This is a genomic window from Jatrophihabitans sp. (assembly GCF_035474675.1).
Lineage (GTDB): Bacteria > Actinomycetota > Actinomycetes > Mycobacteriales > Jatrophihabitantaceae > Jatrophihabitans_A.
Genome location: NZ_DATINC010000180.1, coordinates 1 through 23,179 on the forward strand (window position 1 = coordinate 1; position 23,179 = coordinate 23,179).

The 23,179-nt window shown below is 69.9% G+C and carries 19 protein-coding genes; 10 read left to right on the top strand and 9 right to left on the bottom strand.

Annotated features, from left to right (window positions below):
* From VLJ82_RS20485 to VLJ82_RS20505, 5 genes are all read left to right on the top strand, one after another.
* Positions 1 to 1,483, top strand: a 1,483-nt coding sequence (locus tag VLJ82_RS20485; RefSeq protein WP_408665224.1) for a sialidase family protein, incomplete at its 5' end; no start/stop codon positions are given.
* Positions 1,484 to 1,886: 403 nt separating this feature from the next.
* Entirely contained in the window at positions 1,887 to 3,062 is a 1,176-nt protein-coding gene (locus tag VLJ82_RS20490) for a S53 family peptidase (RefSeq protein WP_408665225.1), read from the top strand.
* Between the two features lie 287 nt (positions 3,063 to 3,349).
* On the top strand, positions 3,350 to 4,354 hold the full coding sequence (gene rfbB / locus VLJ82_RS20495; RefSeq protein WP_408665241.1) for a dTDP-glucose 4,6-dehydratase: 1,005 nt from the start codon (positions 3,350 to 3,352) through the stop codon (positions 4,352 to 4,354).
* Positions 4,355 to 4,422: 68 nt separating this feature from the next.
* Positions 4,423 to 5,280 (top strand): phytanoyl-CoA dioxygenase family protein, encoded by an 858-nt coding sequence (locus VLJ82_RS20500; RefSeq protein WP_408665226.1) that lies wholly within the window; start codon positions 4,423 to 4,425, stop codon positions 5,278 to 5,280.
* Positions 5,277 to 6,356 (top strand): family 43 glycosylhydrolase, encoded by a 1,080-nt coding sequence (locus VLJ82_RS20505; protein ID WP_408665227.1) that lies wholly within the window; start codon positions 5,277 to 5,279, stop codon positions 6,354 to 6,356. Before VLJ82_RS20500 ends, VLJ82_RS20505 begins: the two co-directional genes overlap by 4 nt.
* A 161-nt stretch (positions 6,357 to 6,517) precedes the next feature.
* Here VLJ82_RS20505 and VLJ82_RS20510 read toward each other — a convergent pair whose 3' ends face one another.
* Positions 6,518 to 8,320, bottom strand: a complete 1,803-nt coding sequence (locus tag VLJ82_RS20510; protein WP_408665242.1) for a family 43 glycosylhydrolase — start codon at positions 8,318 to 8,320, stop codon at positions 6,518 to 6,520.
* Positions 8,321 to 8,830: 510 nt separating this feature from the next.
* Here VLJ82_RS20510 and VLJ82_RS20515 point away from each other — a divergent pair.
* Genes VLJ82_RS20515 through VLJ82_RS20525 form a run of 3 tightly spaced genes read left to right on the top strand, consistent with a single transcriptional unit; the run spans position 8,831 to position 12,036 of the window.
* Positions 8,831 to 10,168 (top strand): ABC transporter substrate-binding protein, encoded by a 1,338-nt coding sequence (locus tag VLJ82_RS20515; RefSeq protein WP_408665228.1) that lies wholly within the window; start codon positions 8,831 to 8,833, stop codon positions 10,166 to 10,168.
* A 3-nt stretch (positions 10,169 to 10,171) separates the two neighbouring features.
* Entirely contained in the window at positions 10,172 to 11,122 is a 951-nt protein-coding gene (locus VLJ82_RS20520; protein WP_408665229.1) for a carbohydrate ABC transporter permease, read from the top strand.
* The gene (locus tag VLJ82_RS20525; protein ID WP_408665230.1) at positions 11,119 to 12,036 is read left to right on the top strand and encodes a carbohydrate ABC transporter permease; all 918 of its coding nucleotides are present in this window, start codon (positions 11,119 to 11,121) and stop codon (positions 12,034 to 12,036) included. The genes VLJ82_RS20520 and VLJ82_RS20525 overlap by 4 nt, the downstream gene beginning before the upstream one ends.
* A 17-nt stretch (positions 12,037 to 12,053) precedes the next feature.
* On the opposite strand, the gene VLJ82_RS20530 is transcribed toward VLJ82_RS20525, so the two are convergent.
* Positions 12,054 to 12,872 carry a phosphotransferase gene (locus VLJ82_RS20530; RefSeq protein WP_408665231.1) on the bottom strand — a complete coding sequence of 273 codons (819 nt, stop codon included), beginning with the start codon at positions 12,870 to 12,872 and terminating at the stop codon, positions 12,054 to 12,056.
* 134 nt (positions 12,873 to 13,006) lie between these two features.
* Between VLJ82_RS20530 and VLJ82_RS20535 the strand changes: the two genes are divergently transcribed.
* The gene (locus tag VLJ82_RS20535) at positions 13,007 to 13,231 is read left to right on the top strand and encodes a hypothetical protein (RefSeq protein ID WP_408665232.1); all 225 of its coding nucleotides are present in this window, start codon (positions 13,007 to 13,009) and stop codon (positions 13,229 to 13,231) included.
* 79 nt (positions 13,232 to 13,310) lie between these two features.
* Here the strand turns inward: VLJ82_RS20535 and ctaD are convergent, their stop codons facing one another.
* The 3 genes from ctaD to VLJ82_RS20550 all read right to left on the bottom strand — a co-directional run bounded on the left by ctaD (position 13,311) and on the right by VLJ82_RS20550 (position 17,344).
* The gene (ctaD, locus tag VLJ82_RS20540) at positions 13,311 to 15,110 is read right to left on the bottom strand and encodes a cytochrome c oxidase subunit I (RefSeq protein WP_408665233.1); all 1,800 of its coding nucleotides are present in this window, start codon (positions 15,108 to 15,110) and stop codon (positions 13,311 to 13,313) included.
* An 87-nt stretch (positions 15,111 to 15,197) separates the two neighbouring features.
* Positions 15,198 to 16,043 (bottom strand): response regulator transcription factor, encoded by an 846-nt coding sequence (locus tag VLJ82_RS20545; protein ID WP_408665234.1) that lies wholly within the window; start codon positions 16,041 to 16,043, stop codon positions 15,198 to 15,200.
* A 158-nt stretch (positions 16,044 to 16,201) separates the two neighbouring features.
* Positions 16,202 to 17,344: a hypothetical protein gene (locus tag VLJ82_RS20550; RefSeq protein WP_408665235.1), complete on the bottom strand. Its 1,143-nt coding sequence runs from the start codon at positions 17,342 to 17,344 to the stop codon at positions 16,202 to 16,204.
* A gap of 198 nt (positions 17,345 to 17,542) precedes the next feature.
* On the opposite strand from VLJ82_RS20550, the gene VLJ82_RS20555 reads away from it, so the two are divergent.
* Positions 17,543 to 17,809: a hypothetical protein gene (locus VLJ82_RS20555; RefSeq protein WP_408665236.1), complete on the top strand. Its 267-nt coding sequence runs from the start codon at positions 17,543 to 17,545 to the stop codon at positions 17,807 to 17,809.
* A 42-nt stretch (positions 17,810 to 17,851) separates the two neighbouring features.
* On the opposite strand, the gene VLJ82_RS20560 is transcribed toward VLJ82_RS20555, so the two are convergent.
* The 4 genes from VLJ82_RS20560 to VLJ82_RS20575 form a co-directional block, all read right to left on the bottom strand.
* The gene (locus VLJ82_RS20560; RefSeq protein WP_408665237.1) at positions 17,852 to 19,063 is read right to left on the bottom strand and encodes an endo-1,3-alpha-glucanase family glycosylhydrolase; all 1,212 of its coding nucleotides are present in this window, start codon (positions 19,061 to 19,063) and stop codon (positions 17,852 to 17,854) included.
* Entirely contained in the window at positions 19,060 to 20,652 is a 1,593-nt protein-coding gene (locus VLJ82_RS20565; protein ID WP_408665238.1) for a hypothetical protein, read from the bottom strand. The genes VLJ82_RS20560 and VLJ82_RS20565 overlap by 4 nt, the downstream gene beginning before the upstream one ends.
* Positions 20,649 to 22,055, bottom strand: a complete 1,407-nt coding sequence (locus VLJ82_RS20570) for an alkaline phosphatase family protein (RefSeq protein WP_408665239.1) — start codon at positions 22,053 to 22,055, stop codon at positions 20,649 to 20,651. The genes VLJ82_RS20565 and VLJ82_RS20570 overlap by 4 nt, the downstream gene beginning before the upstream one ends.
* Positions 22,052 to 23,179: ArnT family glycosyltransferase (locus tag VLJ82_RS20575; protein WP_408665240.1), on the bottom strand; the 1,128-nt coding region annotated here is incomplete at its 5' end. The genes VLJ82_RS20570 and VLJ82_RS20575, both read right to left, overlap by 4 nt.

Here is a 23,179-nt window from a genome sequence, read left to right on the forward strand (position 1 = left end):
CACCGAGGGCGTCGGAACGTCCGGGGTGTACTTCTCCTTCACTGGCGGCCAGTCCTGGACCCAGCCGACCTACACCGGCTGGACCGCCCGGGACTGCCTGGGCCCGGCGCCCTGCACGCCGCACGTGGGCCCGATCGGCACCCTGCCCGGTTACTACGAGGCCGGCCTGGTGTCCGGCGGCGACCCGGCGGTGACCTTCGGGCCGCGTCCCGGCACCGACGGCAGCTTCTCCTGGGCGAACGGCTCGCGGTTGTACTACGCCAACCTCACCGCCAACTTCAGCGCGGAACGCTCCGATGCGGTGTTCCGCGGCTTCGAGGCCATCGCGGTGTCGCGCACCGACGACGTGGCCTCAGCGGCGGCCGGCAACAACTCGGCCTGGCTCAGCCCGGTGGTGGTCTCCAGACAGTCCTCCACCACCTTCTCCGACAAGGAGCAGATCTGGGCCGACAGCGCCGAGAGCAGCCCGTTCTTCGGCAACGTCTACGTCTGCTGGGCGTCGTTCCGCAGCAACAGCCACGGCAACGCCCTCCCCACCCCGCTGACGGTGGCCACCTCGAGTGACGGTGGCAGCAGTTGGCGGACCCGGCAGATCAGCCCGGCCACCGACAACGGCATCAACACCCAGCCCGACGGCTGCACGGTCCGTACCGACAGCCACGGCACCGTCTACGTCATCGGCATCGGCACCCGGCACGGGCAGTCGATGCAGCTGATGTACCGGTCCTTCGACGGTGGTGCCCACTTCGTCGGCCCGACCGAGATCTCTGACGTGGTGGCGCCGGGCGTTTTCGACCCGGTGCTCGGCCGCCCCGTGATGGACGGCATCGCCGGCGCCCGGGTGGACCTGGCCGCCGGTCCCAGCGTGGACATCGCCAACGGCAGGCCCACCGGGAGCCCCGCCACCGACGAGATCTTCCTCAGCTGGGCCGACGGTCGCGCCGGCCTCAACCACGAGCAGCTGATGCTGACCTGGTCGACCGACGGAGGCAACACCTGGGCGACGCCGATGGCCGTGCCACTGGCGCCCGGTGACCGGCCGATCTACACCGCGCCGGCGGTGTCGCCGGACGGCACCGACCTGTACCTGGTCTACAACGCCTACACCACGCCGTACCGGACCAACACCACCGACCCGCGCAACCTGGTGGGCGTGGTGCTGCATGCCGACGTGGCCGGCGGGGTGCCGGGTGCGTTCGCCGAGCTGGACCGCTCCGCCAACGGCGACCCGCGTGGCACGAGCCAGAACGGGCTGACCGCGGAGTTCCTCGGGGACTACGTCTACGGCGCCGCGACGAACTCGGCGGTGGTGGGGGTCTGGAACGACGCCAGCAATGCCGCGGACTGCCCGGCCATCGACGCCTACCGCGCCTCGCTGTACACCGACACGCCGATCCCGGCCCCGGACGTGCTGGCGAGTTGCCCGGCGACCTTCGGTAACAGCGACATCCGCGGCGGGCAGTTCGCCGACCCGACGCCGTAGTTCTCCGAACTAGCCATCCCGGAACCGGGTCGAAGGCATTCTCGGCCCGGGCCCTGATCCGGACTGCTGCCCCGTCGCCTCCGCGGCGGGGCAGCAGCCGGGTCCGGGCTTCTCATAAAGCGTGCTACCAGCACATCTTTGTTCGGGGCGAGTAAGAAATATCTGTACATTTGCCGCACCAATTTCAATCAGTTTCGAACAGTTTTGCGCAGCCGGCGGCCTGAAATCCTCTTAATCCGGGCTTTTTGCCAATGATGTCAATTCCGTTGTAACTGCTCAGTGGTGTCAGCTCTTGCGGGCGCACGTGGCACAGGTCACGATTGGGTCACCCCCAACCCGGGCGCGCGGTCAGCTCCGGCTAGCAGTGCCGAGCCCGCCGCCTGTCCCTCTCGCAGGAGGTTTGATGAAGATTTCCCGCATGCTGATCGGCGCCGGAGTCGCCGTGGCAGCCGCATCGCTGTCCACCGTGGGCATCGCGACGGCAAGCACCCCCAGCGCCACCCCCTCCGTCGCCGGCAAGCACGCACTGCACGCCTGTGGCGCGCCCGCCAAGGGCTACGCCGCCTGCTTCGCGCAGAGCATGGTCAGCGACAACGGCGCCAAGCCGAACGCCGCCAGCCCGTCCGGGCTGAACCCGGCCGACATCCAGAGCGCCTACAAGCTCTCCGGCTCCAGCACCGCCACCGTCGCGATCGTGGACGCCTACGACGACCCGAACGCCGAAGCCGACCTGGGCGTCTACCGCTCGCAGTTCGGCCTGCCGGCCTGCACCACCGCCAACGGCTGCTTCAAGAAGGTGAACCAGACCGGCGGCACCAAGTACCCGCGGGTCAACGCCAGCTGGGCGGTGGAGATCAGCCTGGATCTCGACATGGTCACTGCCGCCTGCCCGACCTGCCACATCCTGCTGGTCGAGGCGAGCAGCAACTCCTTCGCCAACCTGGCCGCCGCGGTGAACTACGCGGCGAGCGTGCCGGGTGTGGTCGCCATCAGCAACAGCTACGGCGGCAGCGACAGCGCCGAGACCTCGTCCTACAACCACCCGGGTATCGCCATCACCGCCTCCAGCGGTGACTCCGGCTACGGTGCCCAGTCGCCGGCCAGCTACCCGCACGTGATCGGCGTCGGCGGCACCAGCCTGACCCGGGCCAGCAACACCCGCGGCTGGAACGAGACCGCGTGGAGCGGTGCCGGCAGCGGCTGCTCGACCCTGAACGCCAAGCCGTCCTGGCAGACCTCGGTCACCCAGTGCTCCGGCAAGGCCATCTCCGACGTCTCGGCGGTCGCCGACCCGAACACCGGTGTCTCGGTGTACGACTCCACCTCCTACCAGGGCATCGTCGGCTGGTCGGTCTGGGGCGGCACCTCGGCGGCCTCGCCGATCATCGCCGCCGTCTACGCCCTCGGTGGCAACACCGCCGGCTACCCGGCTTCCTACACCTGGAGCCACGCTAGCGGCCTGTTCGACGTGACCAGCGGCTCCAACGGCACCTGCAGCCCGAGCATCTGGTGCCACGCGGTCGCCGGCTGGGACGGCCCGACCGGCCTGGGCACCCCGAACGGCACCAGCGCCTTCTAGATCGCTCGCCACTGGGGCAGTTCGCCAGACACAAGTGGGAGCCCGGCTTCGGCCGGGCTCCCACTCGGCATTTCCGCCACGATCAACGCCAGCCGAAAACACCGTGATGACGCAGACATCGCTATAGACGAATCGCCTATCGGCGGTTGTCACCCGGCGCCCCCGCCTGCCGTCACCGCTCCGGCGCCGGTGCGCACGGAAATAGCGGACATTCCGCATCCGGTATCGTTCGGGGTTGCTGTCAGTGCGCGAGCGTGGTCGAAAGGAAGCGGTAACCGGTGGCAGGTCTGCGGTATCTCGTGACAGGCGGTGCCGGCTTTATCGGCTCGAATTTCGTCCATTCGGTGGTGGCCGACGGTTCCGCCGGCTCGGTAACCGTTCTCGACGCATTCACCTACGCCGCCAATGAAGCCAGCCTGTCCGGCCTCGCCGGCGACGTCGAGGTGGTCACCGGCGACATCTGCGACGCCGAGGTGCTGGACCCGCTGGTGGCCCGCAGCGACGTCGTGGTGCACTTCGCCGCCGAGTCCCACAACGACGTGGCCCTGAGCTCCCCCGGCCGGTTCGTGCACAGCAACCTGATCGGCACCTACGAACTGCTGCAGGCGGTCCGCAAGCACGACCGCCGGCTCCACCACATCTCCACCGACGAGGTGTTCGGCGACCTGGAACTCGACGACCCCGGCGCGTTCACCGAGGACTCGCAGTACCGGCCGTCGAGCCCGTACTCGGCCACCAAGGCCGGTGCCGACCACCTGGTACGGGCCTGGGTGCGGTCCTTCGGAATTGCCGCGACGATTTCGAATTGCTCGAACAATTACGGCCCCCGCCAGCACGTCGAGAAATTCATTCCGCGCCAGATCACCAATGCCCTCGACGGAATGCCGTTCAAGGTCTACGGCGGCGGCCGCAACGTGCGGGACTGGATTCACGTCGACGACCACAATTCCGCCGTGCTCACCATTCTGGACAAGGGGCGGCTCGGCGAGACCTACCTCATCGGCGCCAACGGCGAGCGGTCGAACGTGGAGGTGGTGCAGGCGCTGGCCCGGCTGATGTCGGTGAGCACCCCGATCGAGTTCGTGGCCGACCGCGCCGGTCACGACCTGCGCTACGCCATCGACTCCACCCGGCTGCGTACCGAACTGGGCTGGCAGCCCAGCTACTCCGACTTCGAGGCCGGGCTCGCGGCGACCGTGGACTGGTACCGGCAGAACGAGGCCTGGTGGCGTCCGGCGAAGGCCGCCACCGAGCGCTACTACCAGGGCGTCGAGGTGACCGACCGGGCCTAGCCCGCGAGTCCCACCTGGCACCAGGTGCCGGCATGGCGGAGAATAGTCATGTACTACGGAGGAAACACATGACTTCGCTGCCATCCCAGAGCCAGCCGGCCGGCTACCGCGTCGAGGACGCCGACATCGCCGAGGCGGTCAAGGCCCTCTACTCCGACGGGATCATCGGCCGCAAGGCCGCCTTCTCCCCCGAGTGGGTGCGCGACCTCGACGCCGACATCATGGCCGCTTTCTCCGAGGCCCGCACCCGGCCGCACGGCGCGGTCGGACGCGGCCCGAATCGCTGGTACGTCGAGATCCATCCCGAGGCGCTGCGCGGCTTCGTCGAGCTCGCCGGCCATCCGTGGGTCCAGGCGGTCAGCGAGGCGGTGCTCGGCCCGGACTACCGGATCGTCGAGGTCGGCTTCGACATCCCCTTCCCCGGCGCCATGATGCAGCCCTGGCACCGCGACTTCGCCATTCCCCCGGAGACCCGCGGCGGGCGGCGACTGAGCTCGCTGGCCTTCAACATCACCACAGTGGACACCACCGAGGAGATGGGCCCCTTCGAGATCGCCCCGGGCACCCAGTTCGACGACAGCCCCGACTTCGAGCACGGCATGTTCCCGCCGAGCTCGCACTACCCGCGCTACGAGCAGCTCGCGGTGCGCAAGTACCCGCAGATCGGCGACATCTCCGCCCGCTCGGCACTGACCATCCACCGGGGCAGGCCCAACCGCTCCGAGCAGCGGCGGCCGGTGCTGGTGCTCGGCGTCGACGCGCCGGACGCCACGAACTCCATCCAGCACGACCTGTCGGTGACCAAGGCCTACTGGCAGACGCTGCCCGACTCGGTCCGCCGGCACCTGGACTGCCCGATCGTGGACGAGCTGAAGCCGATCTCGCAGAAGCACCTCATCGAGGGCCTCGTGATGGGCCAGGCATGACCGCCCGGCGGTTCCGGCCGCGGGTGCTCGCGGCACTGACGGCGCTGTGCCTGGTCCCGGGCCTGGTGGTCACCGGCTCCGGCCGGCCGGGCGCGGCTCCCGCCGCTGCCGCCAGTTGCTCGCTGCGCAACCCGGTGCTGGCAGCCGGTGCCGACCCGTCGGTCTGGTACCGCAACGGCCTGTACTACCTGGTGCAGTCCGACGGGGCCCGCAGCATCAACCTGCGCTCCTCGACCACGCTGGCCGGCCTCGGCTCGGCGACACCCAAGGTGGTCTGGACGGCCCCGAAGGGCACCGACCACAGCGCCGAGATCTGGGCGCCGGAGCTGGAATACCTCGACGGGCGCTGGATCATCTACTTCGCCGGCGCCACCAACAAGGGCAGCGACCCGGCCACCAACAACACCCACCGGATCTTCGCCATCACCGCCACCACCTCCGACCCGCTGGGCAGCTGGAGCTTCTTCGGCAAGATCAGCGACTCCACCAACCAGTGGGCCATCGACCCCACCGTCTTCTTCTACGGCAATGCCTGGTGGATGCTGTGGTCGGGCACCCCCACCGGCAACGGCGGCTCGGCCCCGCAGCAGATCTACATCGCGCACATGAGCGACCCGCTGCACATCGACCAGGACTACCGCCGGCTGATTGCCAATCCCGACCAGCCCTGGGAGACCTCGGTGCAGGCCATCGAGGAGGGCCCGGAAGCCTGGATCGGGCCGAACAACACCCTGACGATCGTCTACAACGCCAATGCCAGCTGGACCACGTCCTACAGCCTGGGCGAGCTGGTCTACCGCGGCGGTGACCTGACCACGTACCTGTCCTACACCAAGCGCGGTCCGGTGTTCTCCTCCGCCAACGGCGTCTACGGCACCGCCGGCGAGTCGCTGCCGGTGCCCGGTGCCAACGGCACGAACTGGAACGTCTACCACGCCAAGACCAGCACGGCCGACGGCTGGGACGACCGGGCCGTCTTCGCCCAGCCGGCCGGGTGGGCCGCCGACGGCACGCCGGCGTTCGGGACGCCCAGCGGGTACCGGACCTACGACGAGGCCACCGAGCTGCCCTGCTGAGCACTGTTTTCCCGTACCGGCAAGGCCTTACTGAAATCCACGCTGCAGGCGGGAGCGGCCTCCTTCGCACAGCAGCGGCCGTCCGGCAGGTGCTGGGTTGACCTGCCGGACGGCCGCTGAGCTGTGCCTACCGGCCCGTACCAGCCGCTGTCGAGCTGGCGTCAGCCTGCCTTGCCGCTCTGGTCCGGCGGCACGTGCACCGCGCTGACCCGGACGTAGTCGAAGTTGCTGCTGAAGCCGGAACCACCCATCGAGATCAGGCCGATCCTGGTGTGCGAAGTGGCGGCCTGGGTCCAGGTCGCGCCCTTGTCCCAGTGCTGGCCGTCGAGGCTGGTGTAGGCGGTGTAGCGCTCCCCCAGCCGGACGATCCGCAGGTAGGTGGTGGTGCCCACCGGCCCCACGACGGCATTGCCGTAGCTGGGGTATCCCTCGGGAACCGGCGAGACCTGCTTGCCAAACTCGGTCTGGCGGGTGTTCCAGATCGAGACCGACGCCAGCTTGAGGTAGTTGCCGTCGTCGTTGTAGATGACCAGCCCGCCCTGCACGTAGTTCTGGCAGCAGCCCTCGGGCGGAACGGTGACCCGGACCTTGGTCTCGACCACGTAGTTCCCGGTCGGTGCGGGCTCGGTGAGCACCGAGGCCAGCGGGGTGGCCGGCGGGTGCAGGTCGGCGTTCTGGGTCTGCCAGCGGAGCTGGCCGTCGTCCAGCCGGTAGCTGCCGGCGTCCGGCTGCCGGACCCAGGTCCACTGCGGCGACAGGGTGTCGGAGCGGAAGTCGTCCGACAGCGACCTGTACACCCGGGTCGGCCGGGGTTCGACGACGAACCGGGGCCGGTAGGCCGTCCGCTCGCCCGGCTGGGCAGCGGGACCGGGCTGCGGGCTGTCGGACGGGCCACGGCCACCGCGGACGGTGGGCCAGCCCTGCTTCCAGTCCAGCGGGTCGATCAGTGCCGGCCGCTTGGTGTAGCCGACCGCACCGGCATAGTAGGGGTCGTTGCGGTCCACCGCGTGGTAGACGATCCACTGCTGGCCGGAGTAGTCGGTGATCACCGTGTTGTGGCCGGCACCGACCCAGCGGTTGCCGTTCTGCGACAGCACCGGAGTGCCGCCCACCCGGCCGGCCAGCACCGAGACGCCGTGCCGGTCGAGGAACGGGCCGAGCGGGCTGCGGGAGCGGGCCGCGAAGACCGAGTACCCGGTCAGCGGGCCGTTGCAGCAGTTGGTGGCCGAGGCGAGCAGGTAGTACCACCCGTCGTGCACGACGATGTTGGTTCCCTCGTAGCGGTTGTCGATCGCCACCTGCTGCTGGCTTGCCGGATCGGAGGAAAGCCCGTCGGCCGACAGCCGCCGGGCGGCGATGCCGCCGAAGTAGCTGCCGAAGTAGATGTAGCTGACCCCGTCGGCGGTGAGCACCTCGGGATCGAAGATCCACCGGCGGCTGCCGGGCGGGCCCTGCGGCTCCACCACCGGTTGCCCGCTGTCGGTCCAGGGCCCGGTCGGGCTGGAACTGGTGGCCACCCCGATCGCCGAGCCGCCGTCGGGCAGCGAGGTGTCCGAGGCCGCGTAGTAGAGCCGGTACTGGCCGTCGCGGTAGACGATCTCCGGTGCCCAGAGGAAACCCGACACCCAGGACGGCTTGGCCGGGAAGGCGTCACCGCGGTAGGTCCAGTGGATTAGGTCCAACGAGCTGAACATCGGCACGTTGTGCAGCAACGGCCTGCCGTCCGGGCCGAGCTCGGCCGCGGTGAGCGCGTCGGAGGTGCAGTAGAGGTACCAGTGCCGGTCGGAGCCGACGCCGCGCAGCACGTCGGGGTCGGCACAGCTCTCGGCCATCGCCCCCGAAGGCAGCGCGAGCTTGAGCGGGTTGGTGTAGGACGGCGCGACCGGATGCCGTGGCGACGCGGTGCCTGCCGGGGCCGGTCCGGCGGAGACGAGGGTGGCCGCCGCGGTGGCCAGCGCGACCATCGGCACGACTATCTTCCTGCTCCAGCGCATGGCTACCTCCGAGCTCGGGACGTCAGCGACCGTCTAGCCATCCTGACCCGGGCTTTCGACATTTGTAAAGGTCTGAGAACGTAAGCGGATACCGGATCGGCGGCCGCGGTGCTCGCCCGGGCGACCGGTCCGGCGCGCGCTGCCGTCGTTGGCGCGGCGCCCGGCCGGCCGCATTGCCGCACCGGCCGTCTGCGGCACAGATTGATACCAATGCACTCCAGAGAGTGCTCAAGGTCAATTACCGGGTTACCGTCGAAGAAGCAGACCGATCGATGCCGGTCTCTCGGTCAAACACGACCACAGGCGCCCCTGCTGATGGGGGGTACACCCATGACCTAGGCCTTTCGTCGCGGCGTGCGCACGCATCGGGCCGCAGGCCCGACGCGCCATGCGCGCTGCCAGCCGCCACCCGGGCAGCACCCGGCGCTCGTGCCGTGCTGCCCTCCCGGTCCTGACTTCCACCAAGCAAGGAGATCCTCGATGAACCAGCTCAACGTTCCTGTGTCCCGGCGCGGCTTTATCGGGGCGGCCGGAGCCTTCGGAGGCGCACTGGCCCTGGCCGCGTGCGGGGGCAAGAGCACCCCGCCGGGTGCTGCCGGCGGACCCACCGGCTCGGCAGCGGGCGGTGCCTACAACGGGCCGAAGGTAACCCTGGCGTTCTGGAACGGCTGGACCGGCGCGGACGGCGACTACGCCAAGCAGATGGTGAACCAGTTCAACTCGGCCACTCCGAACATCAAGGTGAACATGAACGTCTTCCAGTGGGCGGACCTGTTCCAGAAGATGCCCGCCGCGGTCACCAGCGGCAACGGGCCGGACATCGCCGCCATGCACATCGACGACATCCCGACCCAGGCCGCGCAGCGGGTGATCGTGCCGATCGACGCGATCGCCGACAACCTCAAGCTCAACGAGTCCGACTACGCCCCGGCCGTCTGGAAGGGCGGGCTGTACCAGGACAAGCGCTACGGCATCCCGGTGGACGTGCACTGCCTGGGCCTGTTCTACAACAAGGACCTGTTCGAGAAGGCCGGCCTGGACCCGGAGAAACCGCCGACCAACAAGGACGAGTACATGAATGCCCTGGACAAGCTGAAGGCCAAGGGCATCCAGGGCAGCTGGGTCAGCCCGTTCCAGTTCACCGGCGGCCTGATGTACCAGTCGCTGCTGTGGCAGTTCGGCGGTGACCTGTTCAACTCCGACGTCACCAAGGCGACCTGGGACTCCGACGCCGGGATCGCGGCGCTGACCTGGATGACCGATCTGGTCAAGCAGGGCTACAGCCCCAAGAACGTCGGCCAGGACGCCGACTACGTCGCCCTCAAGAACAGCCGCAATGCCCTGAACTGGCAGGGCATCTGGCAGGTGAACGAGGTGACCAAGCTGCCCAGCGTCAAGATCGGGCTGGCCGAGTTGCCCAAGATCGGCGACAAGGGCGGGGTGTGGGGCAACTCCCACCAGTTCGTGCTGCCGCGCACCCAGGGCAACGACTCGAACAAGGTTTCCGCGGCCGCCTACTTCGTCAGCTGGTTCAGCCAGCACGGCGCCGACTGGGCCAAGAGCGGCAAGGTGCCGGCGATCAACAAGCTGGCCGAGAGCTCGGACTTCACCTCGATCGCGGGCCTCAAGCCGTTCGCCGAAGAGGTGCCCGACGTGCACTTCCCGCCGGCTGTGGCCGGCATCAACGACGCGATGACGGCCATGTACGACGCGGTGAACGCCGCGGTGCTCGGCAAGTCCGACCCGGCCGGCGCGCTGCGCGGTGCCGCCAACAAGGCGTCGCAGATCCTCGCGCAGAACAAGAAGAAGTACGGCTGAGGCATGACGACCACCAGTGAGCGCAGCACACTGGAGGGAGCGCCGGCCAGAGCCACCGGCCGGAGGGTACGGCGCAACAACTGGGCGACGCCGTACCTCTTCCTCGCCCCGTACGGCGTGCTGTTCGTCGGGTTCATCCTGATCCCCGCCATCTACGGGATCTGGATCAGCCTGCACGACTACGACTACCTGTTGCCCCACCAGCCCTGGGTGGGCCTGAGCAACTACACCGACCTGTTCAAGTCGGGCTCGCGCGACGGCGCGGACTTCTGGCGCAGCATCCGGGCCACGGCGATCTTCACGGTGTTCAGCGTGCCGCTGCTGGTCACCATCCCGCTGGGGATCGCCATGCTGCTGAACCGGAGATTCCCCGGTCGGACGTTCTTCCGGGCCGTCTTCTTCACGCCCTACGTGCTCGGCGTGGCGGTGGTCGGCGTGCTGTTCCGCTTCCTGCTCGACCCCACCATCGGCCTGCTGAACTTCTACCTGGGCAAGATCGGCTTCAGCGGCACCACGCCGTGGACCACCCAGGTGCCGTGGGCATGGGTGGGCCTGGTCGGCATGACGGTCTGGTGGACGCTGGGCTTCAACGCCATCATCTACCTGGCCGGCCTGCAGGACATCTCGCCGGAGCTGTACGAGGCCGCCGAGGTGGACGGCGCCTCGGCCTGGGACAAGTTCCGCAACGTCACCCTGCCGGGCCTGCGTCCGGTGCTGCTGTTCGTGCTGACCCTGACGCTGCTGGCCTCGGCCAACATGTTCGGCCAGTCCTTCCTGGTGACCAAGGGAGCGCCCAGCAACGCCACCCGTACCGCGATCTACTACATCTCCCAGGTCGGGCTGCAGCAGTACCGGCAGGGCATCGCCGCGGCGATGAGCTACATCCTGGCCCTGATCCTGGTCCTGATCAGCCTGCTGAACTTCAGGCTCTTCCGCGAGAAGGAAGAATCATGACGAGCCTCGCCACCGGCGGCGCCACCGCTGCCGCCGACGAACCGAGTCCGCAGCGGCAGCCGGCCCGGTCCGGCCGGCCGGCCTCCCGCTCGCCGCTGGGCCAGGTGCTGTTCTGGCTGATGCTGGCGATCCTCACCGTGATCTTCCTGGCCCCGCTGGTGTGGATGCTCAGCACCTCGTTCAAGACCCACGAGGCGGCCACCCGGCTGCCGCTGTCCTGGTGGCCCACGCCCTGGGACACCGGCGCCTACCGGGTGCTGTTCGGTTCCGGCTCGGCCAACCCGGTGCTGCGCTGGTTCCTCAACAGCCTGGTCGCTGCGGCCGCCAACTCGGCGCTGATCGTCGCGGTGGACGCCGCGGCGGCCTACGCCCTGGCCAGGCTGGACTTCCCCGGCAAGAAGCTGATCTTCGTCAGCGTGATCACCACGATCTTCCTGCCGGCGTTCGTGTTCCTGGTGCCCAACTTCCTCATCGTCAGCAAGCTGGGCTGGCTGGACTCGCTGTGGGCCATCATCGTCCCGAGCGCCGGCGGTGCCTTCGGGGTGTTCTTCCTGCGGCAGTTCTTCTCCACGCTGCCCCGGGAGCTGGAGGAGGCCGCGATCATCGACGGCGCCAACCAGTGGCGGATCTTCACCCGGGTCATCCTGCCGCTGTCCAGGCCGGCGCTGTCCACCCTGGCGGTGCTGTCGTTCCTGACCAACTGGAACGACTTCCTGTGGCCGGTGTACGTGCTGTTCAGCCCGAACAACCTGACCCTGCCGTCCGGCCTTGCCAAGTTGCAGAACGCGGCGACCGTCGACTACCCGATCATCATGGCCGGCGCCGTGGTGGCCAGCGTGCCGGTGATCCTGATCTTCCTGATCGCCCAGCGGCAGGTCATCGAGAGCGTCTCGCGATCGGGTCTGAAGGGGTAGCAAGAGGGGCAGCAGGCTCAGCACACGCCGAGGACCGTACAGACAGTGCTGTACGCCTCGGCGTTGCTGTGCAGGTAGCAGGCCGGGTCCGTGCTGCCCGCCGCGACCCGGTCCGCGGTGAGCAGCCGGAACAACGCTGCCCGGGCGAGCATCGACCGGCTTTCTTCCGGCTCGTGCCGGCCGAAAGCGTCCAGCAGCGGCCGGCCGGCGCCGTGCCAGGCCACCGCGTCGGCCACCACGACCGCCAGGCCGAAGCTGGCCGGCCGCCAGTACGGCGTGAAGTCGATGATGCCCGGTGCCGCCGGATCGGCGAACAGGACGTTGCCGGTGAGGTCGCCATGGATGAGCTGGCTGGGCCGCCTGGTCGGCCGCAGGAAAGCCGCCAGCCGCTCGGCAGGCCGTCGCAGCTCCTGGTGCGCCGGGAGCTCGCCAGCCCAGCTGAGCCGCTCGGCGACCGACCAGTGGTCGTCGCGGTCGACCAGGAAGGCCGGCTCGGCAACGGCTGCCAGCGCCCGGTGCAGGGCCGCGCCGGCGTGCAGGACCTGCGGCCAGCGCCCGGTGAAGTCATGGCTGCCGGCCAACCAGCGCCACGCCGCCCAGCCGGCCACGGTCCGGGCCCCGCTGGTGCTCCGGACCGGCTGGCTCAGCCGGAAGCCGACCTCCCGCACGGTGGGCAGCAGCTCGGCGACCCAGTCCGCCTCGGCCTGATTGCCCACCGGCTTCAGGATGACCGAACCGGCCCGCCAGGCGCTGCCCTGGCCACCGGCCAGCGGCTCGAGGCGTTCTCCGGACAGCGCATAGCCGGCGAGCACCTCCGGGCTCGGGCGAGTGCGCATCGTGCCATTGTCGTCTCCCCGGAGCAGTGAGCCTGCCTTGCGTCCCCCCACCCGCAGCGCAAGACTGGAACGGCGCGAGCGCGGCGGCCAAGCCACGACCGACCCGCCGGCAGGCTGCGGAAGGAGAGGCGACGATGAGTGAGAACAAGGACACCGGCGATCTGGAGGAGGCCGCCCAGGAAGGCCCGCTGCCCGGCGTCGAAGAGGCCGAGGCCGCCGCCGAGGATGGCCGGGACCCCTCAGGGGAGGATTCGGCCAGCCGTGACCCCGCTGCCGCTCCGGATTCGTCGGAGGACGGCCAGCCCGACGACGACGCCCCGGCGGGCGGCGTCGTGATGGGTGCGATCAACCAGCACTGAAAAGCCGGCAAGCACCAGACCGAGGCCCAGCCACTCCAGGTGGCTGGGCCTCGGCCTTTCTCGCAGCTGCGGCGGCTGGTCAGCCGCCGGGGCCTGGATCGGGATCCCGTTGGCTGCGCGGCTTGTTTCCCTCGGCTCCCACCGCGGCCACCCCGGCCTTGGCCACGGTCTCGTGGTGGCGCAGCGTGCCGTGCGCCTCCCGGTCCAGCCGTGCGATGAGATGCGGGTAGTGCGCCTCGAAGGCGGGCCGCTCGGAGCGGATCCGCGGCATCGCGGTGAAGTTGTGCCGGGGCGGCGGACAGGAGGTCGCCCATTCCAGGGAGTTGCCGTGCCCCCAGGCGTCGTCCTGGGTCACCAGCTCGCCGAACCGGTAGGACTTGTAGACGTTGTAGAGGAACGGCAGCATCGAGGCGCCCAGCACGAACGCGCCGATGCTGGAGATGGTGTTCATGGTGGTGAAGCCGTCGCCGGGCAGGTAGTCGGCGTAGCGGCGGGCCATTCCCTTGTTGCCCAGCCAGTGCTGGATCAGGAAGGTGGTGTGGAAACCGAGGAAGGTCAGCCAGAAGTGCAGCTTGCCCAGCCGCTCGTCCATGTAGCGGCCGGTGTACTTGGGAAACCAGAAGTACACCCCGGCGAAGGCGGCGAACACGATGGTGCCGAACAGCACGTAGTGGAAGTGCGCCACCACGAAGTAGGTGTCCGACACGTGGAAGTCCAGCGGCGGCGAGGCCAGGATGACCCCGGTCAGGCCGCCGAACAGGAACGTCACCATGAACCCCAGTGACCACAGCATGGGCGTGTCGAAGGTGATCGAGCCGCGCCACATGGTGCCGATCCAGTTGAAGAACTTCAGCCCCGTCGGCACCGCGATCAGGAAGGTGAGGAAGGAGAAGAACGGCAGCAGCACCACGCCGGTGGCGAACATGTGGTGCGCCCACACCGTCAGCGACAGGCCGGTGATGCCCAGGGTGGCCAGCACCATGCCCTTGTAGCCGAACAGCGGGGTGCGGCTGAACACCGGGATCACCTCGGTGATGATGCCGAAGAACGGCAGCGCCACGATGTAGACCTCGGGGTGGCCGAAGAACCAGAACAGGTGCTGCCAGAGGATCGGCCCGCCGTTCTGGGCCTCGAACACCTGCGCGCCCAGGTGCCGGTCCACCCACAGCACCAGCAGTGCCGAGGTCAGGATCGGGAAGGCCAGCAGCACCAGCAGCGAGGTGGCCAGGATGTTCCAGGTGAAGATCGGCATCCGGAACATCGTCATGCCCGGCGCCCGCAGGCACAGGATGGTGGTGACCATGTTGACCGCGCCCAGGATGGTGCCCAGGCCACCGACCGCGAGCCCGACGATCCACAGGTCGGACCCGATGCTGGGTGAGTGCTGCATGCTGCTCAGCGGCGTGTAGCCCGTCCAGCCGAAGTCCGCCGCACCCTGCGGGGTGAGCGCTCCGGAGACCACCGTCAGGCCGCCGAACAGGAACAGCCAGTAGGAGAAGGCGTTCAGCCGCGGGAAGGCCACGTCCGGCGAGCCGATCTGCAGCGGAATCACCAGGTTGGCAAAGGCGAACACCAGCGGGGTGGCGAACAGCAGCAGCATGATCGTGCCGTGCATGGTGAACAGCTGGTTGTACTGCTCCGGGGACAGGAACTGCATGCCCGGCCGGGCGAGCTCGGCACGCATCACCAGGGCCAGCAGGCCACCCAGCATGAAGAAGGCGAACGAGGTGACCAGGTAGAGCTGGCCGATGAGCTTGTGGTCGGTGGTGTGGAGCAGGTTCAGGAACACCGAACCGCGCGGGTTGGGTGTCGCGGCCTGCGGTCGGACCAGGATGGGGGCCGGCTCGAGTCCGGCCGGCCGTTCAACTATGTCGGTCATCTGACCCCCAGCCGCGCGGGATGCACACCGGTGCGCGGCACGTGGTACTCGGGTCCGGCAGGGCGGGCCGACTGACTGCTCAGTACTTCAGAGCTTAGACGACCCTCTTGCGTTTGCAACACGCGCACCTGCCGGTGATCCCGGGCCCGACTGGGCGCGGCGCCAGGCATGGCGGGTGTTGCCCCGCCGGTCCGGGACGCCTCCTAGCATCGCGGTCGCCGGGCGGGAGAACGCCAGCCGGGCGGGCTCCCCGCCGGCCGCCGGCAGCAGCCCCAGCTCCACCGCCCGCAGCGGCAGCTGGGCCCGCCGCGAGACGTCCAGGCTGGCGGTGATCCGCTCGATGTGGCTCTTGACGGTCTTCTCCGAGATGAACAGCTCCTTGGCGAGGTCCTTGTTCGACGTGGTCCCCGCGGCCACCAGGTCCAGCACCTGGCGTTGCCGGGCGGTCAGCTGCGGTACCGGGCTGGCCGCGGCGGCCGGGTCCGGCACGGCCTCCGACCGCACCTCGACCAGCCGGGGGTCCAGCACCGGGCGCCTGCCCGAGACCACCCGGCACAGCGCCTCCCGCAGCTCGGCACGGCTGGCACCCCGGCAGATGTAACCGGCCGCGCCGGCCGCCAGCGCCTGCCGGGCCAGCCGGGCGTCGACGTGGCCGGAGTACACCACCACGACGGCGTCGGGATAGAACTCCAGCAAGTCGGAGATCAGCACCAGGCCGGACTCGGCTCCCAGCCGGACGTCGACGGTCACCACGTCCGGATAGCACTGGGCGTACTCGACCAGGGCCTCGGCATTGGTGGCGGCCTGGCCGACCACCTGCACCCCGCTGGCTTCCAGCCGCTGCGCGACCGCCTGCCTCATCAAGGAACCGGACTGCACTACCAGAACTCGGACAGATTCGCCCATTGCAAGATCACCCCGTGCGATCAGCATAGGGCTCGGCAATGTTCCGCCGATTCAGGCCGGAGCCCCCGTTTTCGCCAGCCCTATGGGTCAGATTCTACACCGGCCCGGGCCGCCGCGGGCCGGTCTGCCCGAGACCGGGCCGCTCAGGACGGCCGTCCGCAGCCGGTGTCCGCGGGGTGCCGGGCCTACCTGATCAGCGAACCCAGCGCGTTGAGGTCCTGGTAGCCGTACCGGGTCATCGGGTCGACGTAGGAGCCCTCGGTGATCTCGTTCCAGCTGATCAACCCGAACGCGTCGGGACGGGTGGCGAGGTTTCCGGTGTAGAGGGTCTTGATGGTCTGGCCGCCCTTGCGCGGCACGCAGGCCGAGCCGCCGGCCAGCTGCTTGTTGTAGCCCGGCGCCAGCGGCGCCACCCACACCTTGGCGGTCCGGTCCGGATTGGCCCCCGAGGCCCGCACCGCGTTGGCCAGGGTTGCCAGCTGCTGGAAGGACTGCGGGTTGCTGTACGGATTCTGCGAGGACCAGTAGTAGGCGTTGCCATCGAGGTAGCGGGCCCGGTCGGCGGACCAGCTGGTCTCGTCGCCGAGGATGCGCAGCTTCGAGCGCAGCGGGCCGCCGACCGACGACAGCGTCGAGGCGGCGTACTTGCGGCTGCCCTGCCAGATCACCGTCACCTTCGGCGACCGCGACCGGTCGAAGGCCGGGTCCGTGCCGTAGCTGCGGACGAAGTAGCCGAGGTCGTTGCTGATGTAGGAGGCGGGCAGCACGTTCGCCGAGGCCTTGTAGCTCAGCCACAGCTTGAACGGGATGCCGGCGGCGTTCACCTTGTGCACCGCGGCGACCAGCACCCGCAGCCGCGCGCTGTAGGGGTTGCTGGTGTAGGTCTGGCTCGCGCTGCCGGTGCCGATCCAGTTCACCGCGAAGCCGCTCAGGCCCGCGGCGGCCGCCTGCCGGACGTCGGCCTCGATAAAGCCGGGGTCGTCCTGGCTGTAGATCCGGGCGGGCACGTCGGTGAGGGTGTTGCCCACGTACCTGGTCCTGGTGCCGCAGCCGGTCGCGTCCAGCGTCGCCGGTAGCGGCAACGGGCTGGCGCTGGTCGGGTAGTTGGGCCCCAGCGCGCTCTTCCAGTGGCTGGCGCTCCACCACAGGTAGTAGTAGGCGAACACCGGTGGCTTGCCGGCGGTGCTGACCGCGGCGCCGGCCGGCCGGGGCACCGCCGGCAGCAACGCCAGGCCGACCAGGGCGGCGAGGACGGCGGTGCAGCAGCTGGCCAGCCGGGAACGGGTGCGGGCTCGCCGGCAGGTGCCGGCGAGATGCTGGTGGTGCATCGGAACTCTCCGTCTGAAGGATCATCGGTCTCACGACTCTGATCACGAAGGGTAACGAATTACGTTACGGTTGGTAGCAGAAACGCCACACCCGTCGTTCATGCCGGGGTAAGACCCGGGTCACCGGTGCGCCGCTATCCTCAGCTACGGTTGCGGTCTGTCGACCGGTATGCAAAGACCAGGCAAGGGGGACGCGGGTTGGCTGACGACGGCGCCGAGTCCCCCGAGCTGCGAGCCGACCCGCTGTCGCCGGCCGAGCACATCAGCCGGCTCGACCGGTTGATCACGGACCAGGCCGACGAGCTGGCCGCCCTGCACACCACCCTGCGCGAGGTCACCGCGCTGTGCGACCTGGCCGACTGGGCGGCCGAGTCGGGTTCCGGCGAGCTGACCGCCACGGTGCGCGTCGACGAGCTGCGCCGGACGCTGGCCAGGCACCGGCAGCCGGGCCCCGCCGGCAGCTGACTCCGCCCGCGCGGTGGCCGTGCGCGGCATTCCGCAGCTGGCCTAGGTGTGTTCTGCCGCCGTGGGGCCGGCCATCCGCCGGTCCGGCCGGGCCCGCGCCGCCCGGGCCCGGCGCCGCAACCGGTGGCCGAGGACGGCAAGCCCGGCCAGCAGCACCGCCGGCAGCCCGAGCAGCAGCGCCACCGTCGGCCACCGGCGGCCGGGCCCAGTCGGCAGCGGCTGGGCGCTGGAGTCCTCGGCCGAGGCCGGCACCGGAGCCGCAGTGTGCCGCAGCTCGGCCAGCACGTCGAGGTAGCGGTGCCCGAACTTCTTCGACGGCTCCACGTAGGTGTTCTCGCTGAACTCGTTCCAGCTGATCAGGCCCAGGGCGTCCGGGGACGACTTCAGCGCCGTGCCGTACTCGACGCGCAGGGTCCGGCCGTCGTTGCGCGGCACGCTCTTGGTCCCGCCGACCAGCCTGGCGTCGAAGCCCGGTGCGAACGGTGCGATCCAGTACTTGGCGTCGGCGTGCACCGCGGCGCTCATCGCGTCGAGCTTCGCGGCGTAGTTGGCGTTGGTGGCCGGGTTGACCGAGGACCAGTAGTAAGCGTCGCCGTCGGTCACGTCGGCCAGCCTGCGGTAGCCCTCGACGCTCTTCTCGGTGGACAGCACCAGCAGGCCTGGCCGGACCCCCGAGGTGATCCGGGCTACGTCGGCAGCGGAGTACGCCCAGGTCCCGCTGAAGATGGTCAGCGGCTTGCCGCCCATCCTGGCGAACACCGGATTGCCGGCGAACTGCTTGGCGAAGGTGACGAAATCCGCCGCCACCCGGGCGGCCGGCAGCGGCTTGCGGTCGAAGTCCAGGCCCTGGTAGATCATCGACAGCGAGAACTTCTCCTCGGCCGCCACCGTCGCCAGCGCGTGCAGCCGCCGGGTGTTGGTCGGGGTGTCCTTCCAGCTCACGATGAAGCCGGTGATGCCGGCCGCCTTGGCCTGCTGGATGTGCTGGCGCATCACCCACGGGTCGTCGCTGGAGTAGGCGCCGAGCTCGGGCAGGTCGACCTTGGCCCGGTTCCAGGAATTGGGCACGAACCACTGGTAGTAGTAGGCGAACAGCGGCGGGCCCGGTGGGCTGGCCGGTGCGGTGCTGGTGGCGGCCGGGCCGGCCGCAACGGTGCCGACCGCCCGTTCCGGCGCGGCGCCGGCTGCCGTGCCGAGCGAGGTCGCGATCACCAGCACGGCGCTGAGCGCCGTCCTGGCGACAGCGCGGATCATGTCAGGATCTTCGCCCGGGGCGGCAGGAAAACGTCGCCGGAGCCGGGACCGGGCCGGGCCAGCCACCGGCGCCAGTACTGGCGACCGACCACCACCAGCGTGACGGCGACGATCAGCAGCAGCCCCAGCAGCAAGGCCAGGTCCTGCATGGTGATCACGACCAGGTCCGCGGTCTTGTCCTTGGACAGGCCGAACTGCTGGGTGCCCACGATGGACCTGCCGGCCGAGATGGTGACCTGGTAGTTGCCGCGCGGCAGGTTGGGCAGCGTCACGGTGTGCTTGGCGTCCATCCGGACGGTTACCTTGCTGCCGTCGGGATAGGTCACCGTGGCGCTGGTGCCCAGCGGGGAGGCGAACAGCGCGTCGTGGCCGGTGATGGTCAGGTCGTGGAACTGGGTGGTGAAGACCGGGCTGGTGGTGGTGGCCGGTGAGAAGCTCTGCCGCCCGGAGTCCACCACATTGGTGCCGCGGACCACCACGCTCTGCAGCGAGTACGACACCGGCTCCGCGGTCAGCCTGCCGTGGTGGAAGGACGGCTGCTCGCTGTCCAGCCAGGCCGGCGTGCCCGGTGCCAGGTCCACGATCGCGCCGGTCACGCTGCGCGCCGTGACCCGGCTGACCACGGCCGGGTCCAGCGCGGTGCCGTCCTGCCGCACCAACCTCGCGATCACCTGCCGCTGCACGGTGAACGCCGCGGTCACCACGTAGTTCGAGCGCATCGGCAACCCGGACACCGTGCGGGAGAAGGCCTGGTTGGGATCCCGCTGCCCGGCCCACCGGCTGAACCGGAACCGCTGGGACGCGGAGTCGAGCGAGCTGTTCAGCAACGACAGCCGGTGCCCGGCGAAGTCGTGCTCGGCAGTGTAGGTGACCATGCCGTCGGCACCGGTCACCAGCGGGTGGCCGTCCACGGTGAAGCGCACGCCGCTCAGCACCGGAACGGTCTTGATCGTCATGGTGATCGGCCACGGCTTGCGGTGCGGATGCGGGTGGTGGGCGCCCGGCACGGCTGCAGCCGGCCGCAGCGTCTTGTGCGGATGCGGCCGGGCGGGCTTCGTGACTGGCGTCTTTACCCGCGGGGTCCTGGTGCCGCCGGTGGCGCCGCCGGAGCCGTGCCCGGACGGACCCGACGCCGGTGAGCTCGCGTCCGGCGGTGGTGGCGAGCCGCCGGGAAGCGACGGACTCGGCGGGTCGGTCACCGGCGGGGTCGAGACGGGTGGCTCGCTCGACACCGGCGGATCGCTGGTCACCGGCGGCTCACTCGTTCCCGGCGGGTCGGAACTCACCGGTGGATCGGACGTGACCGGCGGGTCGGAGCTGACCGGTGGGTCCGACGAGGCCGGCGGGTCGGAGGAGGGTGGCGGATCGGAGGCCGCCGGCGGGTCGAAGGCCTGCGGCGCGTCGGACAGCGACGGGCTGACCGGGTCGTCGACCAGCAGCGCGGTCACCGGGCCGGCGCCGAGGTCGGCAGGGTGCATCGACCGCGCGCCGGCCAGCGCCGGTGCGCCGTACGGCACCGAGGTGGCGAGCAGCGCGGTCACCGCGGTCCCGGCCAGGGCCGCTATCCGCCAGCCGCGACCGGCGGTCATGGCTTCACCCGCACCGGTAGCGCTCGGACAGTCCGGCCCGGAGCGGACGGCGGGCCGGGTCTCCACCCGGTCGCCCGGCGCCTGCTGGACACCACGGCATAGCCCACCAGACCGGCCACCAGGCACAGCACCGCCCCATAGCACCAGAACACCAGCGCCACTGAGGCACTCGACGCCGGTGCCACCAGCGGTTCGGTAAACCGGACGTCGGCCGGCCGCGGCGCGGAGCCGAAGTCGAAGGCCGCCGTGATCGGGGTGGCCGCGGCGTCCCGGGAGGCCAGCGGCGCGAGCTTCCAGTTGTCCTCGATGAAGGCCAGCGCGCTGGTGTAGTCCAGCACGGTGGAGTTGACCGAACCCGGCCGGGCGTACGGGCTGACCAGCAGCGCCGGCACCCGCATGCCGTAGCCCTGCGAGTCGACCTGGGGTGGCTTGACGTGGTCGAACCAGCCGCCGGAGCCGTCGTAGGAGAGCAGGAACGCCGAGGACTTCCAGGAGCTGCTGACCATCAGGGAGCCGACCAGGTTGGTGACCAGTTGCTGGCCGCTGTCGATCGAGCGCGCCGAGCGCTCGCTGGGACCGTTGCTGGCGATGTAGGACACCGCCGGCAGCTGCCCGCTGTCGAGGTCGCGGTAGTACTGCGACAGGTCCACGATGTGCGAGCTCAGGGCCGGATCGTCAAGGAAACGCGGGTAGTTCAGCAACGGCACCCGGACCGGCTGGGTGGTGGGGGTGGTCCGCGACGCCGTCCGGTAGGTCTGACGGGGGTCATAGCCCTGCACGTAGAACTTCCAGTCGACCCCGGCGGCCTGCAGCCGGTCGAAGATCGTCAGGTGCTTGGCGTAGTCGGCCGCCACCGCGGCCGGGCTGCCGGTCGGCGGCGCGCTGCCCGACACCCAGTAGGACCGGTTGACCCGCTCGCCGGAACGGGTGGCGGAGAAGAAGCGGTCGAACAGCACGTAGCGGTTGGCCAGTCCCCAGTAGGTCGGCAGGTCGCGCTGGTCGTAGTAGCCCATCACCGCGCTGCCGTCCCGGCCCTGGTTCTGGTAGGCCGCGACGAACCCGTCCATCCGGCCCTCGTCGTACTGGTTGTCCAGCTCCACGGTGCCCGCGCCCAGCGCCTGCACGGTCTTGCCGTGCAACGGGAACGGCTTGACGCAGCCGGAATCGGTACCGGTGACGACGCGCTTCTGGCAGGTGCCGGGCGGAATTCCGTCCGCCCCGGGATAGGTGCCGAAGTAGTTGTCGAAGGACCGGTCGCCCTGCAGCAGGTAGACGAAATGCTCGATCGGGGTGGTGGGCAGCGCGCCGGCCGGCGCCGCGGTCGCCGCCGGCAGCCCCGTCCAGGCAGTCCAGCCGAAGGACAGCGCCGCCGCGATCGCGCCCGCCAGCAGCCGGCGTCTCATGTCGGACGCACCCGGTAGATCACCACGACCGGCGCGTCGACGGGCTGGCCCGACTTCGCGCCGACCTGGACGGTGGCGGTGAACACCGCCACGCCGTGGTACTTGCTGACCAGCGCAGTCAGCTTCGCACCGAACGACGGCGACCGGGACGCGGTGTAGGAATCCCAGACCAGGTACTGGAAACGCGCCTGGCGCAGCGACAGGTCCGGGTTTGGCACCGGTTGGTAGGACGGGTTGCGGTTGGCCGGATCCGGGCTGACCGACAGCGCGTAGACCCGCCGCTGCCCATAGAATTCCAGGACATTGGCCATCGACGGACCGATCGCCAGCAATTGCGCGGTGGCCGGCACGTTGGCCTCGAGCCACCGGCCGGCCTCCCGGCCGCCGGGCAGGCCGCCGGTGCCGGCCAGGTAGGTGCGGCTGGTGGACGGCTCGATCCGCGACCAGGTCGGCACCAGCAGGCTGAGCACCACCACGAGGGGAACGGCGTAGCCGGCGCCGGCGGCGAGCGCGCGGCCCCGCTCCTGCAGTGCCGCCAGGGTGCTGACCCGGGCCAGGGTGCGGGCGGCCAGCACGGCGAGCACCGGTGCGACCGGCAGCAGGTACTGGAACCCCTTGACCGGCCACAGCGAGAAGAACGCCACCGGCGCCGCCAGCCAGGTGAGCAGCAGCCGCTCCCGCCAGGTGTTGTGCCCGCGGAGCAGCACCAGGCCCAGCACGGCCAGCACCAGCACCAGCGGGCCGATCACCGCCGGCAGCACCTGCGCGTAGAACAACCGGCCGTGGTTGGAACGGCGGAACAGCTGCCACAGCAGGTAGTGCTGGCCGGAGCTGGCCCGTCCCGACAGCGACAGCGCCAACGGGAACGCCGCGATCACCACCAGCATCACCAGCCCGCCGGCGCCGACATGCCGCATCCGCAGCCGGACCGCGGGGGTGAGGGCGAAGAACGCGTACAGGCCGCCGACCAGCACGATGGAGGTCTCCTTGGCCAGCACCGTCGCGCCCATCAGGGCACAGCTGGCCAGCATCCAGGGCAGCGCTGCCGACTCGACGTAGCGGGCGACGCAGTACAGCACCAGGGTGGCGCACAGCGTCATCAGGCCGTCCAGCAGCACCTGCCG

Coding starts and splice junctions, on each gene's coding strand:
- VLJ82_RS20550 (WP_408665235.1), bottom strand. CDS start 17,344: ATGCACCACCAGCATCTCGCCGGCACCTGCCGGCGAGCCCGCACCCGT.
- VLJ82_RS20565 (WP_408665238.1), bottom strand. CDS start 20,652: ATGACCGCCGGTCGCGGCTGGCGGATAGCGGCCCTGGCCGGGACCGCG.
- VLJ82_RS20505 (WP_408665227.1), top strand. CDS start 5,277: ATGACCGCCCGGCGGTTCCGGCCGCGGGTGCTCGCGGCACTGACGGCG.
- VLJ82_RS20560 (WP_408665237.1), bottom strand. CDS start 19,063: ATGATCCGCGCTGTCGCCAGGACGGCGCTCAGCGCCGTGCTGGTGATC.
- VLJ82_RS20515 (WP_408665228.1), top strand. CDS start 8,831: ATGAACCAGCTCAACGTTCCTGTGTCCCGGCGCGGCTTTATCGGGGCG.
- VLJ82_RS20520 (WP_408665229.1), top strand. CDS start 10,172: ATGACGACCACCAGTGAGCGCAGCACACTGGAGGGAGCGCCGGCCAGA.
- VLJ82_RS20570 (WP_408665239.1), bottom strand. CDS start 22,055: ATGAGACGCCGGCTGCTGGCGGGCGCGATCGCGGCGGCGCTGTCCTTC.
- VLJ82_RS20535 (WP_408665232.1), top strand. CDS start 13,007: ATGAGTGAGAACAAGGACACCGGCGATCTGGAGGAGGCCGCCCAGGAA.
- VLJ82_RS20525 (WP_408665230.1), top strand. CDS start 11,119: ATGACGAGCCTCGCCACCGGCGGCGCCACCGCTGCCGCCGACGAACCG.
- VLJ82_RS20530 (WP_408665231.1), bottom strand. CDS start 12,872: ATGCGCACTCGCCCGAGCCCGGAGGTGCTCGCCGGCTATGCGCTGTCC.
- VLJ82_RS20500 (WP_408665226.1), top strand. CDS start 4,423: ATGACTTCGCTGCCATCCCAGAGCCAGCCGGCCGGCTACCGCGTCGAG.
- ctaD (WP_408665233.1), bottom strand. CDS start 15,110: ATGACCGACATAGTTGAACGGCCGGCCGGACTCGAGCCGGCCCCCATC.
- VLJ82_RS20545 (WP_408665234.1), bottom strand. CDS start 16,043: ATGCTGATCGCACGGGGTGATCTTGCAATGGGCGAATCTGTCCGAGTT.
- VLJ82_RS20510 (WP_408665242.1), bottom strand. CDS start 8,320: ATGGTCGCGCTGGCCACCGCGGCGGCCACCCTCGTCTCCGCCGGACCG.
- VLJ82_RS20490 (WP_408665225.1), top strand. CDS start 1,887: ATGAAGATTTCCCGCATGCTGATCGGCGCCGGAGTCGCCGTGGCAGCC.